The organism is Stutzerimonas stutzeri SDM-LAC (assembly GCF_000235745.1).
GTDB classification, from domain to species: Bacteria; Pseudomonadota; Gammaproteobacteria; order Pseudomonadales; family Pseudomonadaceae; genus Stutzerimonas; species Stutzerimonas stutzeri_H.
Map to the genome: position 1 here is coordinate 20,588 of NZ_AGSX01000030.1, position 20,030 is coordinate 40,617.

The window sequence follows — 20,030 nt, forward strand, 5'->3', positions numbered from 1 at the left end:
AAGCCCGCCGTAACGCGGGACATGCCACACCGCAAGCCCTTTTTCTTGCCTTTACGACGACCTTTTAATCAATCTTCAAGAGAGTTTCCCATGCCCTCCGTCAAACTCGCCGATGCTGAGCTGAATCACCGTTTTGATGGCCCGGTCGATGCGCCGGTACTGGTGCTTTCCAACTCGCTCGGGACCACGCTTGAAATGTGGGACCCGCAGATCCCCGCCTTGAGCGAGCATTTCCACGTGCTGCGGTACGACACGCGCGGCCACGGTGGTTCCTCCGTTCCACCCGGTCCGTACAGCATCGAACAACTCGGATGCGATGTGCTGGGTCTGGTGGACGCGCTGGGAATCGATCGTTTTGCGTTCTGTGGCCTGTCCATGGGCGGCCTGATCGGCCAATGGCTGGGGATCAACGCCGGTGAGCGATTGACGCGGCTGGTGATCTGCAATACCGCCGCGAAGATCGGCACCGAAGAGGTGTGGAACGAGCGCATCGACACCGTGCTCAAAGGGGGCGAACAGGCGATGCGTGACATGCGCGATGCGTCCGTATCACGCTGGTTCACGCCAACCTTCGCCGCGCAGCAACCCGAGCAGGTCAACCGCGTCACCCAGATGATCGCCAGCACCTCGCCGGCCGGCTACGCCGCCAACTGCGCCGCCGTGCGCGATGCCGACTACCGTGAGCAGCTCGGGGCGATCAAGGTGCCGACGCTGGTCGTCTGCGGCAGCGAGGACCCGGTGACCACGACCGAACATGGCCGTTTCATTGAGCAACGGGTCGCCACCGCCGAGCTTGTAGAGCTCCACGCTGCGCACCTGTCCAACGTCGAAGCGGGCGAGGGTTTCACCCGTCCTGTACTGGATTTTCTTCGCGGCTGAGATTGGGCGATGCAAGAGAACAAGGCCCCGTAGGGCCTTTTCTTTTTACCGGTGCCTCGCGTTAGCGCACTTTGAATCGATTCACCACGGCGGTAAGGCGTCCGTTGGTGTTGAGTAGCGACTCGGTGCTGCGGTCCACACTCACACCGCTTTCCACCAGTTCGTCGACCACGTGGCGGACGGCAACCATATTCCGATTGATCTCCTCGGCCACTGCGCTTTGTTCTTCGGCGGCAGTGGCGATCTGGGTGCTCAGATCGTTGATGTGAACGACCGAGTTGGTCATCTCATCGAGGCCGACCGTGACCTGCGCGGTCTTGTCGGCAGTCGTCTGGCAACTGACCTTGGTCTGCTCCATGGCTTGTACGGCGGAACCGACTGCCTGCTGCAAGCGGTGCAGCATCTCGTTGATCTCGGACGTGCTCTGCTGGGTGCGTGCCGCCAGGGCGCGAACCTCGTCGGCGACCACTGCGAAGCCCCGACCTTGCTCACCAGCACGTGCGGCTTCGATTGCAGCGTTCAATGCGAGCAGATTGGTCTGCCCGGCGATGTCGCCGATGACGCCTAGCACGTCGTTGATGCGCTTGGCGTCGGCTTCCATCGCCTGCACTTTGGCGGTGGCACTTTCGACTTCGCTGACCAGTGCGCGCACGCTGGTGGAGGCGTCGTCCACGACCAGTTTCGACGACAGCGCGTTGTGGTTGGCAGTTTGCGTGTAGGCGGCGGTATCGCTGGCGCTTTGCGCGACGGACTCGGCCGTCGAACTCATTTCATTGATCGCGGTGACCGCCTGATCGGTTTCTGATGCATGCCGGGCCAGCGCATCGTTGGTCGTGCGTGACAGCTGTTTGAGCTGCCCGATTTCAGTGTGGATCTGGGTCGTCGCGTCGCTCACATCGATCATCATGTTCTGCAGATAACCAATGAAGCCATTGACCGAGCGCCCGACCTGATCGACCTCGTCCTTGCCTTTGATATCGATTCGCTTGGTCAGATCAGCATCGCCAGCCGACAGCGCATCGATATTCGAGCGCAGCACGTTGAGGCGTTTCATCAGTTGGTTCAGCGCAACGATCATCAGCACCATGAGGATCAGCACCATGGGGATCTGTAGAGACGCCAGTGCCTTGAGCATCGCGTCGCTCTTCGCCTCGAGATGGGCGGTGGGCAATGCTGCGGCCAACAGCCAGGGCGTTCCCTCGATCGGTGTCAGGAAGAAGCTGAACTCCTCTCCGGTTTTGCTGCTGTAGGTTTCCCGCTGAAGCTGTTGTGAATTGCCTGCCAGCACCTTCTGGATGGTGGCGATGAAAGGCGACTGGCTGGACAGTTCGGACACGTTGCGCAGCACCATGTCGCCACTCAGCTGCGGCTGGTTACTGAGAATCTTGCCGTCGGCCTCGACGATCATGACTTCGCCACTGATCTCGTCCTGCTTTTCCGCCACCAGGCGGTTGAAGAAGCCCAGGGTCAGGTCGATCGTTGACACGCCCCAAGCCGCGCCGTCCTTGTAGATGGTCATGGCGCAGTTGGTGCGCGGTTCGGCGCTGGCATCGTCCTTGTACGCGGCAGCCCATACGCACTGGCCACGCGGTGCCTGCAAGCCGCCGCGGTGCCAGGGCTGCTCGAAATAATTCAGCGATTCGGGGGAGTTCCAGTGGGTGTTCACCACCAGCTTTCCGGACGGGTCGCGGTGATAGAAGGTGCTGTGCTTGGCACGTCCGGGTGTGCGCTTTTCGGGAAGGGGCCAGATGCCGCCGCCAAAGACCTTCACGTCACCATACTGGTCAACCAGCCCCGGCAGGACGCGGTCGATCTCATCGCTGTCGAGCATGGGAACGGTCTGCGTGATGCTCCTTGCCTGAGCCGCGACCTGCGCCAGTTGAATCGAGATGCTCTGACCGATTTCGTTGACCTTAGAGAGCACGATGGACTCTCCGGTCTCAATCAGCTGGGGTGTGACGAAGCGCTTGATACCCAGAACGGTAAACAGAACGACCACGAGCACAAAGCCGACGAATGCAACCGTATAGCGAGCCTTGATGGTTTGAAGCGAAAACATGAATGAGCAACCTCTCGTCCAGCCGGCCGTCGAATGAGGACGCGGCAAGACGGAGCTATCGGCTCTGCCTCGAGGAGCTTGAGATCTTGCGGATAAGCGGTCGTGATCGCGGCTGCCGCTGCGAACATCGGGTCAAAGCTTCGCCAGATGCGATAAGGACCGCCATTGAAACGACGTTCGAGCGTGGCGATCAGCGCTTAAAACCGCGTTCAGATCACCCTGCGGTTTTGCGCAGGCGGACCGGAGCGCACGGCCGAAAGACCGAGGCGCTCCGCCCGGTATTGCCTACTTCCGATGAATGCGACTTCTCACGCAGACAAAGCTGGAGGCGTCGTTCACATCACCGCGTCTCTTGTACATCGGCCAGCCAGGGTATTCGCAGAGTGGCCGGGTGCGACCCGGCACCGCGACGGTGTCAGTGACAATCTGCCGCCTGGGTGCGACACCGCGCTCGACCCAGTTCTCCAGCGCTGTCAGTGAATCCCAGGCGGCATTGAACACCGTGCTGGCGGCGTGGGCGTAGCCGGGGATTTCGTAATAGCGCATGAACCGACGGGTCTGCCCAATGCCCATGTCCTGTTGTACGCGCCGGTAATACTCAGCCGTGGCGCGGGTGCTGACCAGCTGATCCGAGGTGCCGTGAGCCATTAGGATCTTGCCACCGTTGGCAACGAACGCCGATAAATCGGTCTGGTTGACGTCCTGACGCAACGACAGCACGTCGACGCGTGCCTGCCACGGCCCTAGGTTGGCCGGGTCCAGCGTCAGCGAATTGAACGCCGGATTTCGGGTCACGAAGTAGCGCACCCACTCGTCCCAGAACCCTGAGTGATAGGGCGCGCCTTCGGCAAAGCCGGTGCCGTGCACGGGCATGGGGTAGTCAGGTTGCAGGGTGTTGAGCCCCAGCCGATTGACCACCAGTTGCAAGCCTTCGCCCGGCCGGCCCAGATCGGTGCCCCAGGTATTGAAACCGGGATAGCCGCGTTCACCGCTGGCCAAAGGCTGGCCGAAACGGATCGGCGTGTCGAACACCTTGAGCGCGCTGATCTGTGCATCGGACAGGCAGTTGCTTCCCGTATCAGCGCCGTCACGGCAGCGCAGAGGGCGACCGTTGAGCTTGGCGGTTGCCGGATCGAATTGGGCATTGCACGCCGCTTGATGGCTGATCACCCGGTCACGCACGCCATCGAGCCCGTCACAAGCCTGCATCGAGGCTTCCAGCAGAGCGGCACGCTTTTCCAGGTTGGGATAGGCGCCCGGCGCGGCCAGCGCGCGGGTAATGCGGCCGAACTGCAAATCGAGTGCGGCAGCGTTGTAAGCCGGATAAAGGACGATGGCACCGTGAAAATCCTTCGGCCATTGCTGCACGACCGCAAGTGCCTCTCGACCACCCGTGGAGCCACCGGCAAAGTAGCTGCGGATCGGCGGCTGGCCGTAGCGTTGCTCGATCAGGTACATCGCCGCATCACGGGTCTTCTTCAAGGCATCGTGACCGTAGTTGGCCAAGGCCTCTTCGTTCCACGCGAAATCACCCGGATGCACCGGGTTGGCAACGTGGCCCGAGTCGCTGGCGAACACCGCATAACCACGGCCCAGCGGCGTCGGTTGGTCGATCGGCCCCGCCGGAACGTTGCCGGCCACGTTCGGCACGGTGCCGTTATAGCCACCACCGCCATACATCATCGCCTTGCTGTTCCACTGTTCAGGCAGAACGATGCGCATCTTGATGCTGGGCGCGCTTGGGTCGGCCGGTGCGATTTCCACGCTCAGATCGCAGTGTGGGCCGAACGTCTGCGGTGCGCTGCCACCGCCGGGCACCGGCGTCGCAGCGGTGACCCTGGCACCGGAAGTTGGCAGGGCAATCGCAGTGGCAGGAATCTGCGTACCGACCAGCTCTGTGCAACTGGCCGCGAGGGTGGGCTGGGCGACCACCAATGCGACCAGGGTGGGGAAGGCCAGCCGCAGACGCTGGGGTAATGCGTAGCGAAAGCGGGGTGCACGGGATGCTTTCATCGGGGTTTCCTTGTTATTGTTGTCATGCCCCGCCGCTGCGCGACGGGGTGGGTACCCGAGAAGACTGCGCTGCAACCGGGCATGTTGGGTGAGCCAAAGCTGTGCCAGCGGAACGCAAGAAGGCGCAGCCGCCGATGATCGGTCACGAAATCGCAGCCGGACCGCTCTAACACGACGAGCGACAGGTTGGCCGGGCTGCTGCAGCGCGGAGGAATTTGTCCAGAACGTCGGACATTGATCGGCGCAATGTCATCCCAGCTGGACACTCTGTACGGCGACTCGGATTTTTCGACAGGCGGTACGGTCCTTGTCGCAGAAAAGCGGGCTTCAGGCGTGACGGGACGCCTGGGCCATGACGTCTGTGCTTGCAGCGCACGAGGCGTCGCGGTTGCTGCGGGCTAGTCCGGGCGGATCTGATCCGCGAAGCGGATATTCCAAAACCTCCCGACTATACTTTTGTCGCATGCGCGCAAACGTCGCATGCCCCGCCTATTTTTTGTAGAGATCAGCCCGCCCCATGGAAACGCTTTACCTCATCTTCCTGCTGCTGCTCGCAGTAGGTGCAAGCCGCGTCCTGGCTAATGTCGTTCCGCTACCACTGCCGATCATGCAGATCATCATGGGCAGCGTGCTGGCGTTGCCGCCCTTTGGCATGGGTGTGGAGCTGCGGCCCGAGATTTTCATGCTGTTGTTCATTCCACCGCTGTTGTTCTACGACGGTTGGAAGATACCCAAGCGCGAATTTACCGAGCACGGCGCGGAAATGACCGCCATGTCGCTGGTGCTTGTGCTGATCATTCTGGTGGTGGTGGGTTATTTCATTCACTGGCTGCTACCCGCCATTCCGCTGGGCGCAAGTTTTGCGCTGGCGGCGATCCTTTCGCCGACCGACGCGCTGGCGGTGATCGCCATTGCCCAGGGCCGTCTGCCGCGACACATGTCTCACCAGTTGGAAGGTGAGGCGATGATGAACGACGCCACCGGCCTGGTCTCGTTCAAGTTCGCCTTGGCTGCGGCCATCACGGGTAGTTTTTCGCTGGTCACGGTGACCGGCGAATTCTTCATCATTGCGCTTGGGGGGTTACTGATCGGGGCAGGGCTTAGCTGGTTGGTGGGTAAGGGCAAACAGTGGATGACGGCGCGCGATCTATTCGATCCGTCGACCTACGTGGTGATGATCCTGCTGCTGCCTTTTGCTGCCTTCTTCCTGGCTGAGCATGCCGGTATGTCCGGTATTCTTTCGGCGGTGGCGGCAGGCATGGTGCAGAGCCGGATCGACATGCTTCCGGTCAAGACCAGCACCCGCATCCTCAATCGCAGCATCTGGGAAATGCTCGATTTCAGCTTCAATGGGCTGGTGTTCCTGCTGCTGGGTCTGCAGTTCCCGCGGATTGTCGAGCGCGTCTGGGAAGCCGCCGGGCAAGGGACCTACAGCATGCCGATGCTGGTGTTCAGTGCACTGGCGATCATGGCGCTGCTGCTGGTAGTGCGCTTCGGGTTCGTGTTTGCCTATCACTGGGGCGAGGCTAGGGTGCGCCGCCTGCTCGGCAAGACGGTCCAACCCAAACCGCTTCGCTTGTTCTCTGCCCTAAGCGCCGTAGCCGGCGTTCGCGGGGCGATCACGCTGGCGGGTGTGCTCTCGATTCCGCTGATGATTGGCGATACGCCGTTTCCGGGCCGCGATCTGATGATCTTCCTCGCTGCCGCGGTGATCATCCTGTCGCTGCTGATCGGTGCGCTGGGCATTCCGTATTTCCTCAAGCAGCTGCCCAACAACGATTTTGAAGAGCATCGTGAAGAACTGAAAAAGGCCCGCCGGAACGCGGCCCAGGCGGCGGTCAGCTGGCTGGAAAACTGGAAGCAGGCCAACCCGGTCGACGATCCGGACCAGATGCTGCTACGTAGCGAGGTGACAGCACGGGTGACCGAATCCTACCGCAAGGACATTGAAGCCTTGATGGACCACCAGGGTCGGGCAAGCCAGGCGCGTGAAACCATGGCTCTGGAGCGCGATATCCGCCTCAACGCCATCCGAGTGCAGCGCAAGGAAATGTATCGGATGAGGAAACGGCACGAGATAGACGAGCAGATGCTGCAGACCCTGCTACGCGAACTCGATTATGAAGAGGCCGCGCTGGGGGCCGGTGACACCGCCTAACGGCCTACAAGGTCCTGTTGTTGTTCGGGTTCAAGTACAGCGATGGTGTGGTCGCTGTGCTTGAAGGACACCAGCTGTGTCAGCCAGGCCTGGAGCACCGGCGACTGCACCTTCTGGTTGCGCATCGTAATCGACAGGATCTCGCGAGCAATGGTGACGACCGCGCTCTTGCTGCCGAGAAAGTGCCAATTGAACCAGCCGTCGCCGTAGGTCAGCGGCGTTTGCTGCCCTGTTGGCAAAGGGATGTACACCTTCACCGAAAGGTCGAAAAGCACTTCGGGCTTGGAGATGATCAGCAGCTTTACGTCTGCTACTTTGCTCAACCAGTAGCGATGATCGAAGCGCCCCCCTGTCAGCTCCGCAGACTGGCTCAAGGCATCGTTGATCAGCGCTCGGTTATCGATGAGTTGCACGGTGGGGCTCCGCTTGTAGATGGACGATACCGGCCTCGGCACTCGCTGCAACCAACGAGGTGCATAAACCGGCTGACAGATACCCTGCGCGACACCGGAGGGTGTCGCGTCTGGCATACCGGGTTATCGGTAGATCGTCGCTTTTGTTTAGCGGGCAAATGTCGGGATTACAGTTCCGCTTTACCGGTGAACAACGTCAAGCCACTCGGTCCTGACAGGGCAGGGGCTCGGCTCACTTGGCGAACAGCTGACCCATGTCTTTGAATGCCTTGAATTCCAACGCATTACCGCAGGGGTCGAAGAGAAACATGGTCGCCTGTTCACCGACCTGGCCCTGGAAGCGCACATAAGGTTCGATCACGAACCGGGTGTCGCGGGCGCGCAGGCGCTCGGCCAATGCCTCCCACTCGGGCCAGCTGAGGATGATGCCGAAATGCGGTACCGGAACGTCGTGGCCGTCTACGGCATTGGTGTGTGCGGCTTCCTGCGACGGCGTCTGCGGATGTTCATGGATGACCAGTTGATGGCCATAGAAATCGTAATCAACCCAGTGCTCGGAGGAGCGGCCTTCGGTCAGACCGAAGACTTCGCCATAGAAACGGCGCGCGGCGGGTAAGTCGTATACCGGAATCGCAAGGTGAAACGGGGAAAGGCTCATCAAGGCTTCCTGTTGTTGTGGGTCGCGATTGCCATCTTGCCGATTTGTAGCGCAAACATCACCTGGACGTACGTTCTGGTCTGGCGCTCGACGAGCTGGATGCCATTGCGAAGATGATCGCCTATTGCCTGGGTGTCTCGCTGGTACTCGTAGGCCGGGTCATGGCTCGAACGCACGCCGACGGTTCGTGTTCTGCTACTGGGTGGCGCGACGTTCTATCGGGACCTGGTATTGATCGGCCGGCACAGCGCCCAACAGTTGCCGCTGCAGCAGCTGTTTCGCCGTTGTGTGCGGGACGTCCTGGCGGAACATCAACGTCCGGCAACGGCTTAGCGAGGCGGTGAGATAGATCGCAGCAGCCACACCAAACGTCGGCTACGGAAGGCTCTACCGCGGCATTTTCGGCTCTTGCACTACGCTTATCAGTGCAAGGAGCACACGGATAGTTGCGTAGCTGAATTGAGCTCAGAACGGTCGCCGACTCTACGAGTCCAACCTGAACCCGCCATACCACGTGTGGATATCTGCATGGCCCAACCAGATCTGCATTCCCGACTTGCTTTCACGCTGCAATCGGCTGGATTGCTGGAGTGGTACGTCGAACTGGACGATTCGCTGAGCGATGCCCAGGCAACCGTCGAGGCCGTCACCCATGCGCTCGATGCCTGTGCATTGGGCAGTATCTCGCTCACCGAATTTCTGGAGCATGTCCACCCGGACGACCGCGATTCGGTCGCCGAGCACGTTGCTATCGCGCTCTCGACCGGCGACGAGGTGCGCTTCGAATGCCGCGTGCTGGTAGGCGAGAGCGGTGTGCAGATGGTCAGCGTGACCGGTCGTTCCACCGCCCACCCTGAGCTGCGAGCGCTGCACTTCATCAGTCAGGACGTGACCGACTGCCGTCGTTCCGAGGCGATTGCCGAAGGGCAGATGCGCGCACTCGAGCTGGCGGTGGCCGGCGCGCCCTTGACGAAGGTACTGGTCGAACTGACCCGCTCGGCCCAAAAGCAGTCGGCTGGGACTATTAGCGCAGCGATCATGCGCCTGGATGAGGATGGCAAGCTGCGATTCGTCGAAGCCTCCAGTCTCCCGCCAGATTTCGTCGCGGCGCTCGATGAGATGATTGTTCGCGCCGATGAAACGAGCTGCAGCGTGGCGGTACGGACGCGCAAGCCAAGCGTTGCCGTGGATATCGGTCGCGATCCGACCTGGGCCGGGCACCGAGACAAGGCGCTCGAGCATGGCTTGCGCGCCTGCTGGTCCACGCCAATTCTTTCGGACAGCGGTGAAGTGATGGGCACCATTGCCTGTTACAGCAGCGTGTGCGCAGCGCCGTCATCTCTGGAACAGGAAGGCATCACGCTGCTCGCCAATACGGCGGCGCTGGTGGTGCAGCGCGATCGTGCCAACCGGGCACGGGTCAAGGTCGAGCAGAAAATGGTGGCCGACGAGCGTCGCTTCAAGGGGCTGGTAAAGGCCACCAACAGCCTCGTCTGGTCGACCAGCCCGCAGGTGGATATCGTCGAGCCGCAGCCGGACTGGATCGAGTTCACCGGCCAGACGTTCGAGCAATCGCGCGGCAAGGGCTGGCTCGAAGCTGTGCATCCCGAAGATCGCCCTGAACTGGAAACTCTCGTCGAGGAAATGCGTTCGGTCTTTGTAAACAGGCGCGCCGAGTACCGCGTCCGTCAGGCTGACGGCCAGTACCGGCATATGTCAGGTCACGCGGTGCCCATCTTCGATGACGACGGCAACATGCAAGAGTGGTCCGGCGGGTTGACCGATATTACCGACCGCAAGCAGGTCGAGCACCGACTGCACCATATGGCCACGCATGACTCGTTGACGGGGCTGCCGAACCGAACCTATCTCAACGAGCACCTGCGCGAACTGGTCAATTTCATTCCGGAAAACCAGCAGTTGATGATCATGCTCATCGACCTCGATCGCTTCAAGGAAGTGAACGATTCGATGGGCCATGGCTATGGTGACGTGCTCCTGGTGCAGATCGCTCATCGCCTGCGCGAGGCGCTGCCATCCGGTGATCTGGTGGCACGCCTGGGCGGAGACGAGTTTGTCGTGGTGGCCCATCTGCCTGATGGGGTGCGCTCGGCCGAGCGGCTGGCTAGCGATCTGCTGCGGGCGATCCAGGTGCCCTGCGATGTGCTCGGCACACGCTATTACCCTTCGGCGTCGATGGGCATGTGTCTGTATCCGGACCCCGATACCAGCATTGATGAGCTGCTGCAGCATGCCGATATCGCCATGTACCGCGCCAAGTACGCGGGCGGCACCGGAATGCAGTTCTTCTCGGCTGAGATGAGCATCGAGAGCAAGAACCGCATGGCCCTCGAACTCGATCTGCGCGAAGCACTGGAACGTGATGAATTTGTGCTGCATTACCAGCCGCGCATCTGTCTGGACGATGACATCCCGTGCGGTGTGGAGGCGCTGATTCGCTGGAACCACCCAACCAAGGGGCTGGTGTCACCAGCGGAATTCATACCCATCGCCGAAGCCACCGGGCTGATCTGCAAGATCGGTAACTGGGTGCTGCACCAGGCGTGCCAGGACATCCAGCGATTGACCGCACGCATCGGCACCGAACTGACACTGTCGGTGAACGTGTCACCGGTGCAGCTGAAGTCCCCAATGCTGTGCAGCGAAGTCAGCCGGGCACTGCAGGCGGCCGGGTTGGATACGCACCGTCTCGAACTGGAGCTGACCGAGTCCGGCCTGATCGAAGACACCGACACTTCGCATCAGCTCTTGAGAAGCCTCGGCGCCATCGGCGTGAGGCTTGCAATTGATGACTTCGGCACGGGGTACGCCGGCATCGCCTACTTGCGCCAATATCCGATCGACGTGGTGAAGCTTGATCGGACCTTCCTTTGCCCGACCGCCAAAAGCGATAACTGTCTTGATTTCATCAAGGCGGTGACCGAAATGTGCCACTCGCTTGGCATGCGCGTCGTGGCCGAAGGCGTGGAGGATGCCGACATGCTGAGGCAGTTGATGCGGTCAACGTGCGATGAAGCGCAGGGCTATCTGTTCGCTAAGCCTATGCCGTTGGACAGGCTGGGTGACTTCATCATCGACCGCCGCGCGAGTTGAGCTTCTCGCCGTTTGAACTGGTCACGAGGACAGGCTCCTCCGGCGCATCCGCCAGGAGCTGCTGGAACCGCAGTGGTGACATGGGCCGGCCGAGGTAGAAACCCTGAGCCTGATCACAAGCGAGCTCGGTCAGCTTCCCAAGCTGGGCGGCGGTCTCGATGCCTTCGGCGGTCACGGTCAGCGAGAGGGCGTGGCCCATGCTGACGATGGCATTCACGATAGCTTCACTACTTTCTGACTGATCGAGCTCCGAGACGAAGCTGCGGTCGATCTTGATTCCGTCGAACGGATAGCTGCGAAGGTAGCTCAGCGAAGAGTAACCCGTGCCGAAGTCATCCATGGAGAGGCGGACCCCTAGCGCCTTGAGCGCGTTCATGGTCGTCAGAGCCGCAGCGGCATCTTCGAGCATGACGCTTTCGGTAATCTCCAGTTCCAGGCGTTGCGGCGCGATGCCGGTGTCCTGAAGCACCTTGGCGATACGGTCGACCAGATCGCTGCGCTGGAACTCGATCGGTGACAGGTTCACCGACACCATCAGCTCATTGCCCCAGCTCAGCGCGTTCAGACAGGCCTCGCGCACTACCCAGTCGCTGAGCTCCACGATCAGACCGGTTTCCTCTGCCAGTGGTATGAAACTGGCGGGGCTGAGCAAGTCACGGAGCGGATGCTGCCAACGCACCAGCGCCTCGGCGCCGACGATGGTTTGCGAAGAGGCATCGTAGCGTGGCTGGAAATCGAGACGAAACTCATGCCGACGCAGGGCCTGACGCATGTCCATTTCGAGTTGCCTGCGCTCCATGATTCGCTCGTTCATCGACGGCTCATAGAACCGGAACAGGTTACGCCCGCTGGATTTGGCCTCGTAGAGCGCAATGTCTGCGTAGCGCAGCAGGTCCTCTGCAGTCAGCCCGTCATAGGGCGCCGAGACGATACCGATGCTGGCACCCACGTTGACCTCATTTGCACCGATTCGAATGGGTTGGTTGATCTGTTCGATCAGGCGTTGGCACAGCCGTTCCGCCTGTTCGTGGGTTCGACAGTCCGTTGCCACAACGATGAATTCGTCGCCGCCAAGCCTTGCTACGAGATCCGTCTCTCGTGTGCCACCGGTGAGCGCATTGGCCACCTCGCGTAGCACTACATCGCCCGCAGCGTGACCAAAGGTATCGTTAATGGGCTTGAAGCGATCCAGGTCCAGCGCCAGGAGAAACACCGGATTGTCACCGCTCAGGCCTTCGCTGAGGCGTCTATTGAGGAAATGGTTCAAGCGGTGACGATTAGCCAGCCCGGTCAGCGCATCGTGCTGGCTGATGTGCTCGATGCGGGCCTTGGCCTCGATCTCCTCGGTGATATCGCAGACGGTGCCCTGATAGCCCTGTAAATGGTCAGCAATTCCCACAGCACGGGCTGAAAGCTGGCAATAACGCAGGCGCGCGTGGTCGTCGCGCATTTCGCAGGGAATCGGTTTACGCCCGGCAACGTTGTCGCCGCTGGCGATGGCAGCCATCAGCCGTTTGTCATAGGTCAGCAGGTCGGTGAGCGGACGCCCGATCCAGGCGTTGCAAGGCAAGCCCGTTATCTGGGTAAAGCGCTCGGACAGGTAGGTCAGCCTTTGCTCTGAATCGGTTTCCCAGATCCAGTCCGACGAGGCCTCCGAAATGTTCTTGAAGCGCTGCTCGCTCACCCGCAGCGCCTGCTGAGCTGCATCGATCATGTCTGCTGCGTGAATGACGCGCCTGCGCAACCAAAACACCAGTGCAGCGACGAGTGCGCCGAGCAGGGCCAGCATCGGCAGGATTGTCTTCAGCAACGACCGGCCATGCGCCTCGCTCTGCCATTGCAAGCTGATGGCAACACCGATCTCCTCCTGGATTGTCAGCTTTGGCCTCGGGCCGTCGGCAACGGAGCTGACGGTAGCGGTGAGCCCGATCAGATCGAATGCTTCTTCCAGCACCTTCAGCTTCGGCGCGGTCAGCACATCGATGTAGACCAGATAGGACAGGTTTTCGAAGTCATCGTAGGAGTTGTCCGGACGTATCACCGCCGCCGACACCACAGCGGGCAGACCCATGACGGAGAAATAGACCTGCGTGACGGCGTCTTCTGCAGACTTGCTGCGTGCACTGGCCAGAAGGGCAGGCAGGTCACCGTCTATCCAGTCGCTGGCGTCCATGTTGCTCAACTCGCCATCGATGATGGCGTAGCGGGTCGACGCGTCTGGACCCAGAACGAACACCCCATCAAGGCCATACGTCGCAAACAGTGAAGGACCGATGTTGTCGCCGTCGAAGGCCCAGGCAGCATCGACCTTGCCATTCATGTGCTTGTAGGCATCGTTCCAGAAAGCGTAGTCGGCCAGCGCCGTGCCAATCTTGTCTCGCCGACTATCCATTGCCTTGGCTGCGTCTGTTTCGCTGTGCCGCACATGTTGTTCGTCCAGCGCGATGCACAGATAGACCAGCGCCAGGGCGACCGTGATGAACAGTGCAGCGACGACACAGATGAAGCCCAGTGACGCCCTACGGGCCATGGCGGTGTAGCCAGCCGCTTTGTCGGGGATGCTGGATGCGAGGGTAGAGGTCATCGGATAAGGCCAGGCTCGACAGATTGCACTAAGTGATTGCTTGCACGCTGTGTATCGGCTGAAGCTGGCATTGATACTGTTTTGCTTGGCGGGATCCGACAGGCGGCGTGCGGTACTGTTAGTGGTCGCTGCACAAACGTTCTAGCCCGTCTGGGCACCGGTGAATCGATAATGCTGGTCGGATAGGCAATTGAGCAAAAGCGGAGGGCGACATGAATGATGGCAGTTGGGTCGACCTGAAGCTGGATGCAGAAACCGGCATCGAGATCATTCGTGCGCACTTCGAGGGGCACGCCTACGACCCGCATTGGCATGACAGTTACCTCGTCGGGTTTACCGAACAGGGCGTGCAGCAATTCAACTGCCGCAAGACGTTGCACAGCAGCGTGGCAGGGCAGGCTTTCCTGCTCGAACCCGGTGAAATCCATGACGGCCATGCGCCGACACCGGGCGGCTTTACCTATTCCATGCTCTACCTGCAGCCGCATTGGCTCGAAGCCCAGCTGCACGAGCTGTTCGATAACGTACCCGAAAGCTGTCTGCCGAGTTTTGCCGAGACGCTGGCCGATGAGCCCGATCTGGTGAGTCACATCGCTTATGCGTTCCGCGCACTGCATGGCGAGGAGTTGCGCATCGTCCGTCACGCGGCGCTCGATGGGCTTTTGGAAAAGCTGTCTGGTCGAATGCGTTGGCGTCAGCGCCTGGAAACCAATCCGCGGTTGCCGGCTGTTGCGATCAGGGCCAGGGATTATCTGCATGCGAATCTGGACCAGGACATCGGGCTTGATGAGCTGGCGCGTGCGGCTGGCGCCGATCGCTTCAGGCTTTCGCGCGCATTCAAAGCCTCGTTCGGCCTCGCGCCGCATGCGTATCTGGTTCAGCTACGGCTGAGCCTGGCGCGCAAACTGCTGCGCCAGGGGTTGATGCCGGCAAGCGTCGCGGTGGAGTTGGGCTTTGCCGATCAGAGCCATCTTGGACGCTGGTTTCGTCGTGCCTATGGCCTCAGCCCGGCCGCCTACCGCAAACGCTGCACGAACCTTCCAGATTACTGAAACGGCTGGCCTGAACATGGGTGGAAATTCCTGATTGGAGTATCCGCCATGATCATGTTTGTTTACTGCGAAGCAGGGCGCCCATGCCGGGAGCTTTGCCGATGAGCCAGTTCCTGCCGTATATCCTGTTTGCCTTCGTCGCATCGATCACGCCTGGGCCAACCAACATCCTCGTGCTCAGTAGCAGCACACGGTATGGCTGGCGAGCAGCGCTATTGATCGTATTCGGCGCGTGCGTTGCGGCGGCAACCATTGTGTTTCTGGTTGGCCTGGGCTTGGCGAACTGGTGCTGGAGTTACCCCGGTTGCAACAGGCCATGGCGTGGCTGGGCGTGGGCTGGATCAGCCTGCTCGCCTGGCAGCTGTTTCGCAGTGCGGCGGCTGAAATTGATACGCATGACCAGCAGGATCGGGTCGGCGCATGGGGCGGTGCCGGGCTGCAGTTGGTCAATCCGAAAACCTGGATGATGGCGCTTGCGGTGGTCAGCGTGTTTGCGGGCGCCGATGCCAGTTGGTCGCATTACGGAATCTACGCATTGCTGTTCTTTCTCGTTGCAGTTCCCTGTCTGTGTGCGTGGGCGGCATTGGGGCAGGGTGCGGCATGGCTGCTGAAGTCCGCGCAATCGCTCAAGCGTTTCAACCAGTGCATGGCTCTGCTGTTGCTGGCCTCTGCCTGGACCAGCTTGCTGATCTGATCTCGGTTGGTTGCAAGTATCAATGCGGCATCATCGCTGCCTCTTCGCGGAAGCATCGGCGGGCTCTATCATGCGCGATTGCTGCGGATGCGCTTTCGTGGGGAACCAAAGCCCGAGGGTGCATGGTCGAAGCGCGTAGATAAATGCCGATCGCCGCCTGATTTCGCTTTCGACAGCCTCGGCGGAACCCAAGGTTCTGCCTGAATAGCCCTCCTGACCCTCCAAAGGAACGACTGATGAGCCTCGACCTCAACGCAGGACGCCTCCCTGATGAACACACCCTGACCAACATTCCGCGTCTGATTTCGCGGTATTACAGCGAGCGCCCTGATCCATCCGATCCGGCGCAGCAAGTGGCGTTCGGCACCTCCGGCCACCGTGGCTCGTCACTGAAAAACAGCTTCAACGAGTGGCACATCCTGGCGACTACCCAGGCGATCTGCGACTACCGTCGCGAGCAGGGCATCGACGGGCCAATCTTCGTTGGCATGGACACCCATGCGTTGTCCGAGCCGGCATTCGTTTCAGCTCTGGAAGTGCTCGCGGCCAATGGCATCGAGACACGGATTGACGCTGGCTGCAGCGAAACCAATGGCGAGCCGGGCTATACGCCGACGCCTGCGATCTCCAACGCCATCCTCGAATACAACGCAGGCCGCAACAGCGGCCTGGCGGACGGCATCGTCATTACGCCGTCGCACAATCCACCCGCCGATGGCGGGTTCAAGTACAACCCCACCAATGGCGGCCCGGCTGATACGGGTGTGACCAAGTGGATTCAGGAGCGCGCCAATGCGCTGCTGAATGCCGGGCTCAAGGGCGTCCAGCGAATGGATTACACTCAGGCGCTCAAGGCTTCGACTACCCAGCGCTTCGATTTCATCGACAGCTATGTTGGCGGCCTGGAGCAGGTGATCGATCTCCAGGCGATCCGCAACTCCGGCCTGAAGTTCGGCGTCGACCCGCTGGGCGGCGCTGGCGTGCATTACTGGACGCGCATCGCCGAGCGCTACGGCCTGCCGCTTGACGTGCTTTCCACCCGCGTCGATCCAACCTTCCGCTTCATGCGTCTGGACTGGGACGGCAAGATCCGTATGGATTGCAGTTCGCCGCACGCCATGGCGGGCCTGATCGAGAACAAGGACCGCTTCGACGTCTCCTTTGCCTGTGACACCGACCACGACCGACATGGCATCGTCGCGCGCTCGGTGGGTCTGCTGAACCCCAATCACTACCTGGCCGTGGCCATCGAATACCTGTTCACCCACCGGCCTGAGTGGAGCGCGCATGCAGGCATCGGCAAGACGCTGGTGTCGTCCTCTATGATCGATCGCGTCGCCAAGGGCATTGATCGCAAGGTCGTGGAGGTGCCGGTGGGCTTCAAATGGTTCGTCGATGGACTGATGGACGGCAGCCTCGGCTTCGGCGGTGAAGAGTCTGCGGGAGCTTCTTTCCTGCGCAAGCACGGCGGTGCCTGGTCGACCGACAAGGATGGCCTGATTCTGGGCCTGCTGGCCGCGGAAATTACCGCCGTGACCGGCAAGGACCCGGGCGAGCGCTACCAGGCGCTGACCGAGCGTTTCGGCGCGCCGGTCTATCAGCGTATCGATGCCCCGGCCAACCGTGAGCAGAAAGCCAAGCTCGGCAAGCTCTCGGCGTCCCAGGTCACGGCTGGCGAACTGGCGGGTCAGCCCATCACCCAGATTCTTACCGAGGCGCCAGGCAACGGTGCTGCAATCGGCGGGCTGAAGGTCGTGACCGACAATGGTTGGTTCGCCGCGCGCCCGTCCGGTACCGAAGACGTCTACAAGATCTACGCGGAAAGCTTCGAGGGCGAGGCGCACCTCACGCGCATCCAGGAAGAGGCCAAGGCGCTGGTCGATGGCGTGTTGAATAGCTGACGCGCGGCACAGGGACAAGCCGCCACGGGATATCGGGGCGGCTTTGGGTGCGCAACGGCGGGGTCAGTTGGCCGATGGTCCGCGCAGTTTTGCGATCACTTTGATCTCGAACTGGAACCCATACAGCCAGGTCACGCCAACAGCCGTCACAGTAGGGTGCGGTGCGCTGCCCCAGTATTCCTGCACGACGCTCCAGACTCGCTCGAAGTTGCTCTGCGGATCGACCATGAAAACGGTCACGTCGATTACGTCATCGAAGGTACATTCCGCAGCCTTGAGCACCGCGTTCAGATTCTCGAAGGCGAGCCTCACCTGAGCTTCGAGCTCAGGCTCCGGCGATCCGTCTGCGCGGCTGCCGACCTGTCCGGATACGAACAGCATCCCATTGGCTCGAACGGCCGGCGAGTAGCGGTTCCGTTCATAAAGTGCTCGTCGCCCAGCAGGGAAAACCACGTCACGTGTGTTCATAAGGCGCCTCTTGCGTCAGTCGTTATCGAGTAGGTAATTGACGAAGAGACTGTAGGGCTGCCCGTTGGAGGGATAAACTCGCAAGGCTGATCAGCACTGTTCTCAAATTCCAAACAATCCCAGCACCCGGAGCCGACATGGACCGCTTTGTCGCAATGCAGGCCTTTGCCCGAGTGGTCGAAACCGGCAGCTTCACCAAAGCCGCCAACACCATGCACCTGAGCAAAACCAGCGTGACGCAGCTGGTGCAACAGCTCGAAGCGCGATTGCGTGTGAAGTTGCTCAACCGAACGACACGCAAGGTCAATGTTACGGCGGATGGCGCCGCGTATTACGAGCGGGTGGTGCGGTTATTGGCGGATCTGGACGATGCCGAAACCAGTCTGTCCAACGCGTCGACATCGCCGCGTGGACGCCTCAGGGTGGACGTGCCCAGCCCGTTTGCGCGGTCCATTCTGATACCGGCGCTTCCCACCTTTCATGCGAGGTATCCGGAAATTCAGCTGGACCTGGGTGTCAGCGACCGGATGGTGGATCTGATCGACGAGAACATCGATTGCGTGGTGCGTGGCGGCGAGCTGACCGATCTGTCTCTCATGGCGCGGCACATTGGCGACCTCCAGCTGGGGGTCTATGCCGCACCCAGCTACCTCGAGCGAGCAGGAACGCCGTCCCATCCACGTGAGCTGGAGGACACGCATCACCGCATCGTGGGCTTTTTGTGGGCGCGCACCGGGAAGGTTTTTCCCTACGCAATGCATCGCCACGGCGAACGCGTCAGCGTCATGGGTCGTTACGTACTTTCGGTGGATGACGGCAATGCTTATTTGGCAGCCGGCCTGGCGGGCTTGGGGGTGCTATGGCTGCCGGACTACATGTCCGACGCTCACCTGGAGAGTGGCGAACTGGTGCCGTTGTTTGAGGATTGGCGGCTCGAACCGATGCCCATGTATGTTGCCTTCCCACCAAACCGGCATGTAAGCGCCAAGCTGCGGGTATTCATCGACTGGATCGTCGAGTTGATGGCTCAGCGAGCACGGGTCGCGAAGCGGTGACACCGTCATCTGAGGATTGGCGCGCCGCTGGGGTTGGGCTTTCGTGGGAGCGACCTTGGCCGCGAAAGTGTGCGGCCAAGGCTGCAGTCGAGACCGCTCCCACTACGATGGTGTGGGTACGCGGCCCCGGCATCATCGGCCTCGAGAGCCGTTTAAACAGGCTCGCTGAGCTGCATTGACTCGCGTTGTAGGAGTGCGTCCTGAAAGGTCACCAGGGCAGGAAACTCGTTTCGCCAGTTCAGCTCGGGGAAGCGAAAATCCAGATAACCCAGGGCGCAGGCAATCCCAATTTGAGCGATGTCCAGCGGGCCTCGTAGCGCTTCGCTGTCGTCGTTCATCGCTCTGAGGCCACGGCGAACCTTGCCGATCTGTCCATCGATCCAGTCATTGCACTGCCGCTCCACCGGCCGTGCAGCGCGCTCGTAACGGGTGATCACCGCCGCTTCCATCACCCCATCGGCCAGCGCTGCGAGACGCAGCGTTTTCCAGCGCCCGGTTGGCTCAACAGGGAACAGCTTCGGCCGATCGTGCAGGCCGTCTAGGTATTCACAGATCACTCTACTGTCGTACAGCACCTCGCCACCATCGAGCATCAGCACTGGGATTTTGCCCAACGGGTTGAGTGTATTTACGCGCTCATTGAGGGTGATTGGAAGCACTGCGGTTTCGATCAGTTGCAGGCGAGGCAGCAGCCCGGTTTCGCTGGCTAGCACACGGACTTTGCGGGAAAAGGGCGAGGTAGGTGCGTAGATCAGTTGCATGGTGTGCTCGATGGGTAGGGAGGCGGAGGGAGAGGTGGCAGCGAACCGACCTCGGCGGTGGCATTGAGCATAGACAAAAACCCGCATAGGGCCGCTTGGTTTACCTGGCTTGCGCAACGCTGACCGGTTCTGATGCGGATCGACACGATCCTCCCCCCGCAAAATTACTTGCTGCTCTGCGCGCGTGCGGTCTAGAGCTACCCTTTGAGGAGGAGGCATTC

Annotated in this window: 13 protein-coding genes and 1 pseudogene; 7 read left to right on the forward strand and 7 right to left on the reverse strand. The window is 60.9% G+C overall.

Annotated features, from left to right (window positions below; translation table 11 throughout):
* The first annotated feature begins 90 nt into the window (after nucleotides 1-90).
* Complete coding sequence (gene pcaD, locus PSTU_RS0103290; RefSeq protein ID WP_019339613.1) at nucleotides 91-879, forward strand: 3-oxoadipate enol-lactonase; 789 nt, start codon at nucleotides 91-93, stop codon at nucleotides 877-879.
* Nucleotides 880-940: 61 nt separating this feature from the next.
* On the opposite strand, the gene PSTU_RS0103295 is transcribed toward pcaD, so the two are convergent.
* Entirely contained in the window at nucleotides 941-2,938 is a 1,998-nt protein-coding gene (locus PSTU_RS0103295) for a methyl-accepting chemotaxis protein (protein ID WP_019339614.1), read from the reverse strand.
* Nucleotides 2,939-3,223: 285 nt separating this feature from the next.
* Complete coding sequence (locus tag PSTU_RS0103300; RefSeq protein WP_019339615.1) at nucleotides 3,224-4,951, reverse strand: tannase/feruloyl esterase family alpha/beta hydrolase; 1,728 nt, start codon at nucleotides 4,949-4,951, stop codon at nucleotides 3,224-3,226.
* Between the two features lie 517 nt (nucleotides 4,952-5,468).
* Between PSTU_RS0103300 and PSTU_RS0103305 the strand changes: the two genes are divergently transcribed.
* Nucleotides 5,469-7,109: a Na+/H+ antiporter gene (locus PSTU_RS0103305; protein ID WP_019339616.1), complete on the forward strand. Its 1,641-nt coding sequence runs from the start codon at nucleotides 5,469-5,471 to the stop codon at nucleotides 7,107-7,109.
* Here the strand turns inward: PSTU_RS0103305 and PSTU_RS0103310 are convergent.
* Entirely contained in the window at nucleotides 7,106-7,522 is a 417-nt protein-coding gene (locus tag PSTU_RS0103310; protein WP_019339617.1) for a hypothetical protein, read from the reverse strand. The two genes, PSTU_RS0103305 and PSTU_RS0103310, sit on opposite strands and share 4 nt — an antisense overlap.
* Nucleotides 7,523-7,754: 232 nt before the next feature.
* Entirely contained in the window at nucleotides 7,755-8,180 is a 426-nt protein-coding gene (locus PSTU_RS0103315) for a VOC family protein (protein WP_019339618.1), read from the reverse strand.
* Between the two features lie 528 nt (nucleotides 8,181-8,708).
* Here PSTU_RS0103315 and PSTU_RS0103325 point away from each other — a divergent pair.
* A complete protein-coding gene (locus PSTU_RS0103325) occupies nucleotides 8,709-11,294 on the forward strand; it encodes an EAL domain-containing protein (protein ID WP_019339620.1) in 2,586 nt (861 codons plus the stop codon).
* Here PSTU_RS0103325 and PSTU_RS0103330 read toward each other — a convergent pair.
* Nucleotides 11,272-13,878, reverse strand: coding sequence for an EAL domain-containing protein (locus tag PSTU_RS0103330; protein ID WP_019339621.1), 2,607 nt, complete (start codon nucleotides 13,876-13,878; stop codon nucleotides 11,272-11,274). The two genes, PSTU_RS0103325 and PSTU_RS0103330, sit on opposite strands and share 23 nt — an antisense overlap.
* A 212-nt stretch (nucleotides 13,879-14,090) precedes the next feature.
* Here PSTU_RS0103330 and PSTU_RS0103335 point away from each other — a divergent pair, with 212 nt between their 5' ends.
* From PSTU_RS0103335 to pgm, 3 genes and pseudogenes are all read left to right on the forward strand, one after another.
* Nucleotides 14,091-14,930 (forward strand): AraC family transcriptional regulator, encoded by an 840-nt coding sequence (locus PSTU_RS0103335; protein WP_019339622.1) that lies wholly within the window; start codon nucleotides 14,091-14,093, stop codon nucleotides 14,928-14,930.
* A gap of 101 nt (nucleotides 14,931-15,031) precedes the next feature.
* Nucleotides 15,032-15,624, forward strand: a pseudogene (locus PSTU_RS20395) (LysE family translocator).
* Between the two features lie 236 nt (nucleotides 15,625-15,860).
* Complete coding sequence (pgm, locus tag PSTU_RS0103345) at nucleotides 15,861-17,525, forward strand: phosphoglucomutase (alpha-D-glucose-1,6-bisphosphate-dependent) (protein WP_019339625.1); 1,665 nt, start codon at nucleotides 15,861-15,863, stop codon at nucleotides 17,523-17,525.
* Between the two features lie 63 nt (nucleotides 17,526-17,588).
* Here the strand turns inward: pgm and PSTU_RS0103350 are convergent, their stop codons facing one another.
* Entirely contained in the window at nucleotides 17,589-17,993 is a 405-nt protein-coding gene (locus tag PSTU_RS0103350; RefSeq protein ID WP_019339626.1) for a RidA family protein, read from the reverse strand.
* A 137-nt stretch (nucleotides 17,994-18,130) separates the two neighbouring features.
* On the opposite strand from PSTU_RS0103350, the gene PSTU_RS0103355 reads away from it, so the two are divergent.
* Complete coding sequence (locus PSTU_RS0103355; protein ID WP_019339627.1) at nucleotides 18,131-19,048, forward strand: LysR family transcriptional regulator; 918 nt, start codon at nucleotides 18,131-18,133, stop codon at nucleotides 19,046-19,048.
* A gap of 152 nt (nucleotides 19,049-19,200) precedes the next feature.
* Here the strand turns inward: PSTU_RS0103355 and PSTU_RS0103360 are convergent, their stop codons facing one another.
* On the reverse strand, nucleotides 19,201-19,809 hold the full coding sequence (locus PSTU_RS0103360) for a glutathione S-transferase N-terminal domain-containing protein (RefSeq protein ID WP_019339628.1): 609 nt from the start codon (nucleotides 19,807-19,809) through the stop codon (nucleotides 19,201-19,203).
* Between the last annotated feature and the right edge of the window lie 221 nt (nucleotides 19,810-20,030).

Excerpts from the sequence above, each read along its gene's own strand:
- PSTU_RS0103325 (WP_019339620.1), top strand. The coding sequence starts at position 8,709 with ATGGCCCAACCAGATCTGCATTCCCGACTTGCTTTCACGCTGCAATCG.
- PSTU_RS0103335 (WP_019339622.1), top strand. The coding sequence starts at position 14,091 with ATGAATGATGGCAGTTGGGTCGACCTGAAGCTGGATGCAGAAACCGGC.
- PSTU_RS0103305 (WP_019339616.1), top strand. The coding sequence starts at position 5,469 with ATGGAAACGCTTTACCTCATCTTCCTGCTGCTGCTCGCAGTAGGTGCA.
- PSTU_RS0103350 (WP_019339626.1), bottom strand. The coding sequence starts at position 17,993 with ATGAACACACGTGACGTGGTTTTCCCTGCTGGGCGACGAGCACTTTAT.
- pcaD (WP_019339613.1), top strand. The coding sequence starts at position 91 with ATGCCCTCCGTCAAACTCGCCGATGCTGAGCTGAATCACCGTTTTGAT.
- PSTU_RS0103300 (WP_019339615.1), bottom strand. The coding sequence starts at position 4,951 with ATGAAAGCATCCCGTGCACCCCGCTTTCGCTACGCATTACCCCAGCGT.
- pgm (WP_019339625.1), top strand. The coding sequence starts at position 15,861 with ATGAGCCTCGACCTCAACGCAGGACGCCTCCCTGATGAACACACCCTG.
- PSTU_RS0103315 (WP_019339618.1), bottom strand. The coding sequence starts at position 8,180 with ATGAGCCTTTCCCCGTTTCACCTTGCGATTCCGGTATACGACTTACCC.
- PSTU_RS0103330 (WP_019339621.1), bottom strand. The coding sequence starts at position 13,878 with ATGACCTCTACCCTCGCATCCAGCATCCCCGACAAAGCGGCTGGCTAC.
- PSTU_RS0103295 (WP_019339614.1), bottom strand. The coding sequence starts at position 2,938 with ATGTTTTCGCTTCAAACCATCAAGGCTCGCTATACGGTTGCATTCGTC.
- PSTU_RS0103355 (WP_019339627.1), top strand. The coding sequence starts at position 18,131 with ATGGACCGCTTTGTCGCAATGCAGGCCTTTGCCCGAGTGGTCGAAACC.
- PSTU_RS0103360 (WP_019339628.1), bottom strand. The coding sequence starts at position 19,809 with ATGCAACTGATCTACGCACCTACCTCGCCCTTTTCCCGCAAAGTCCGT.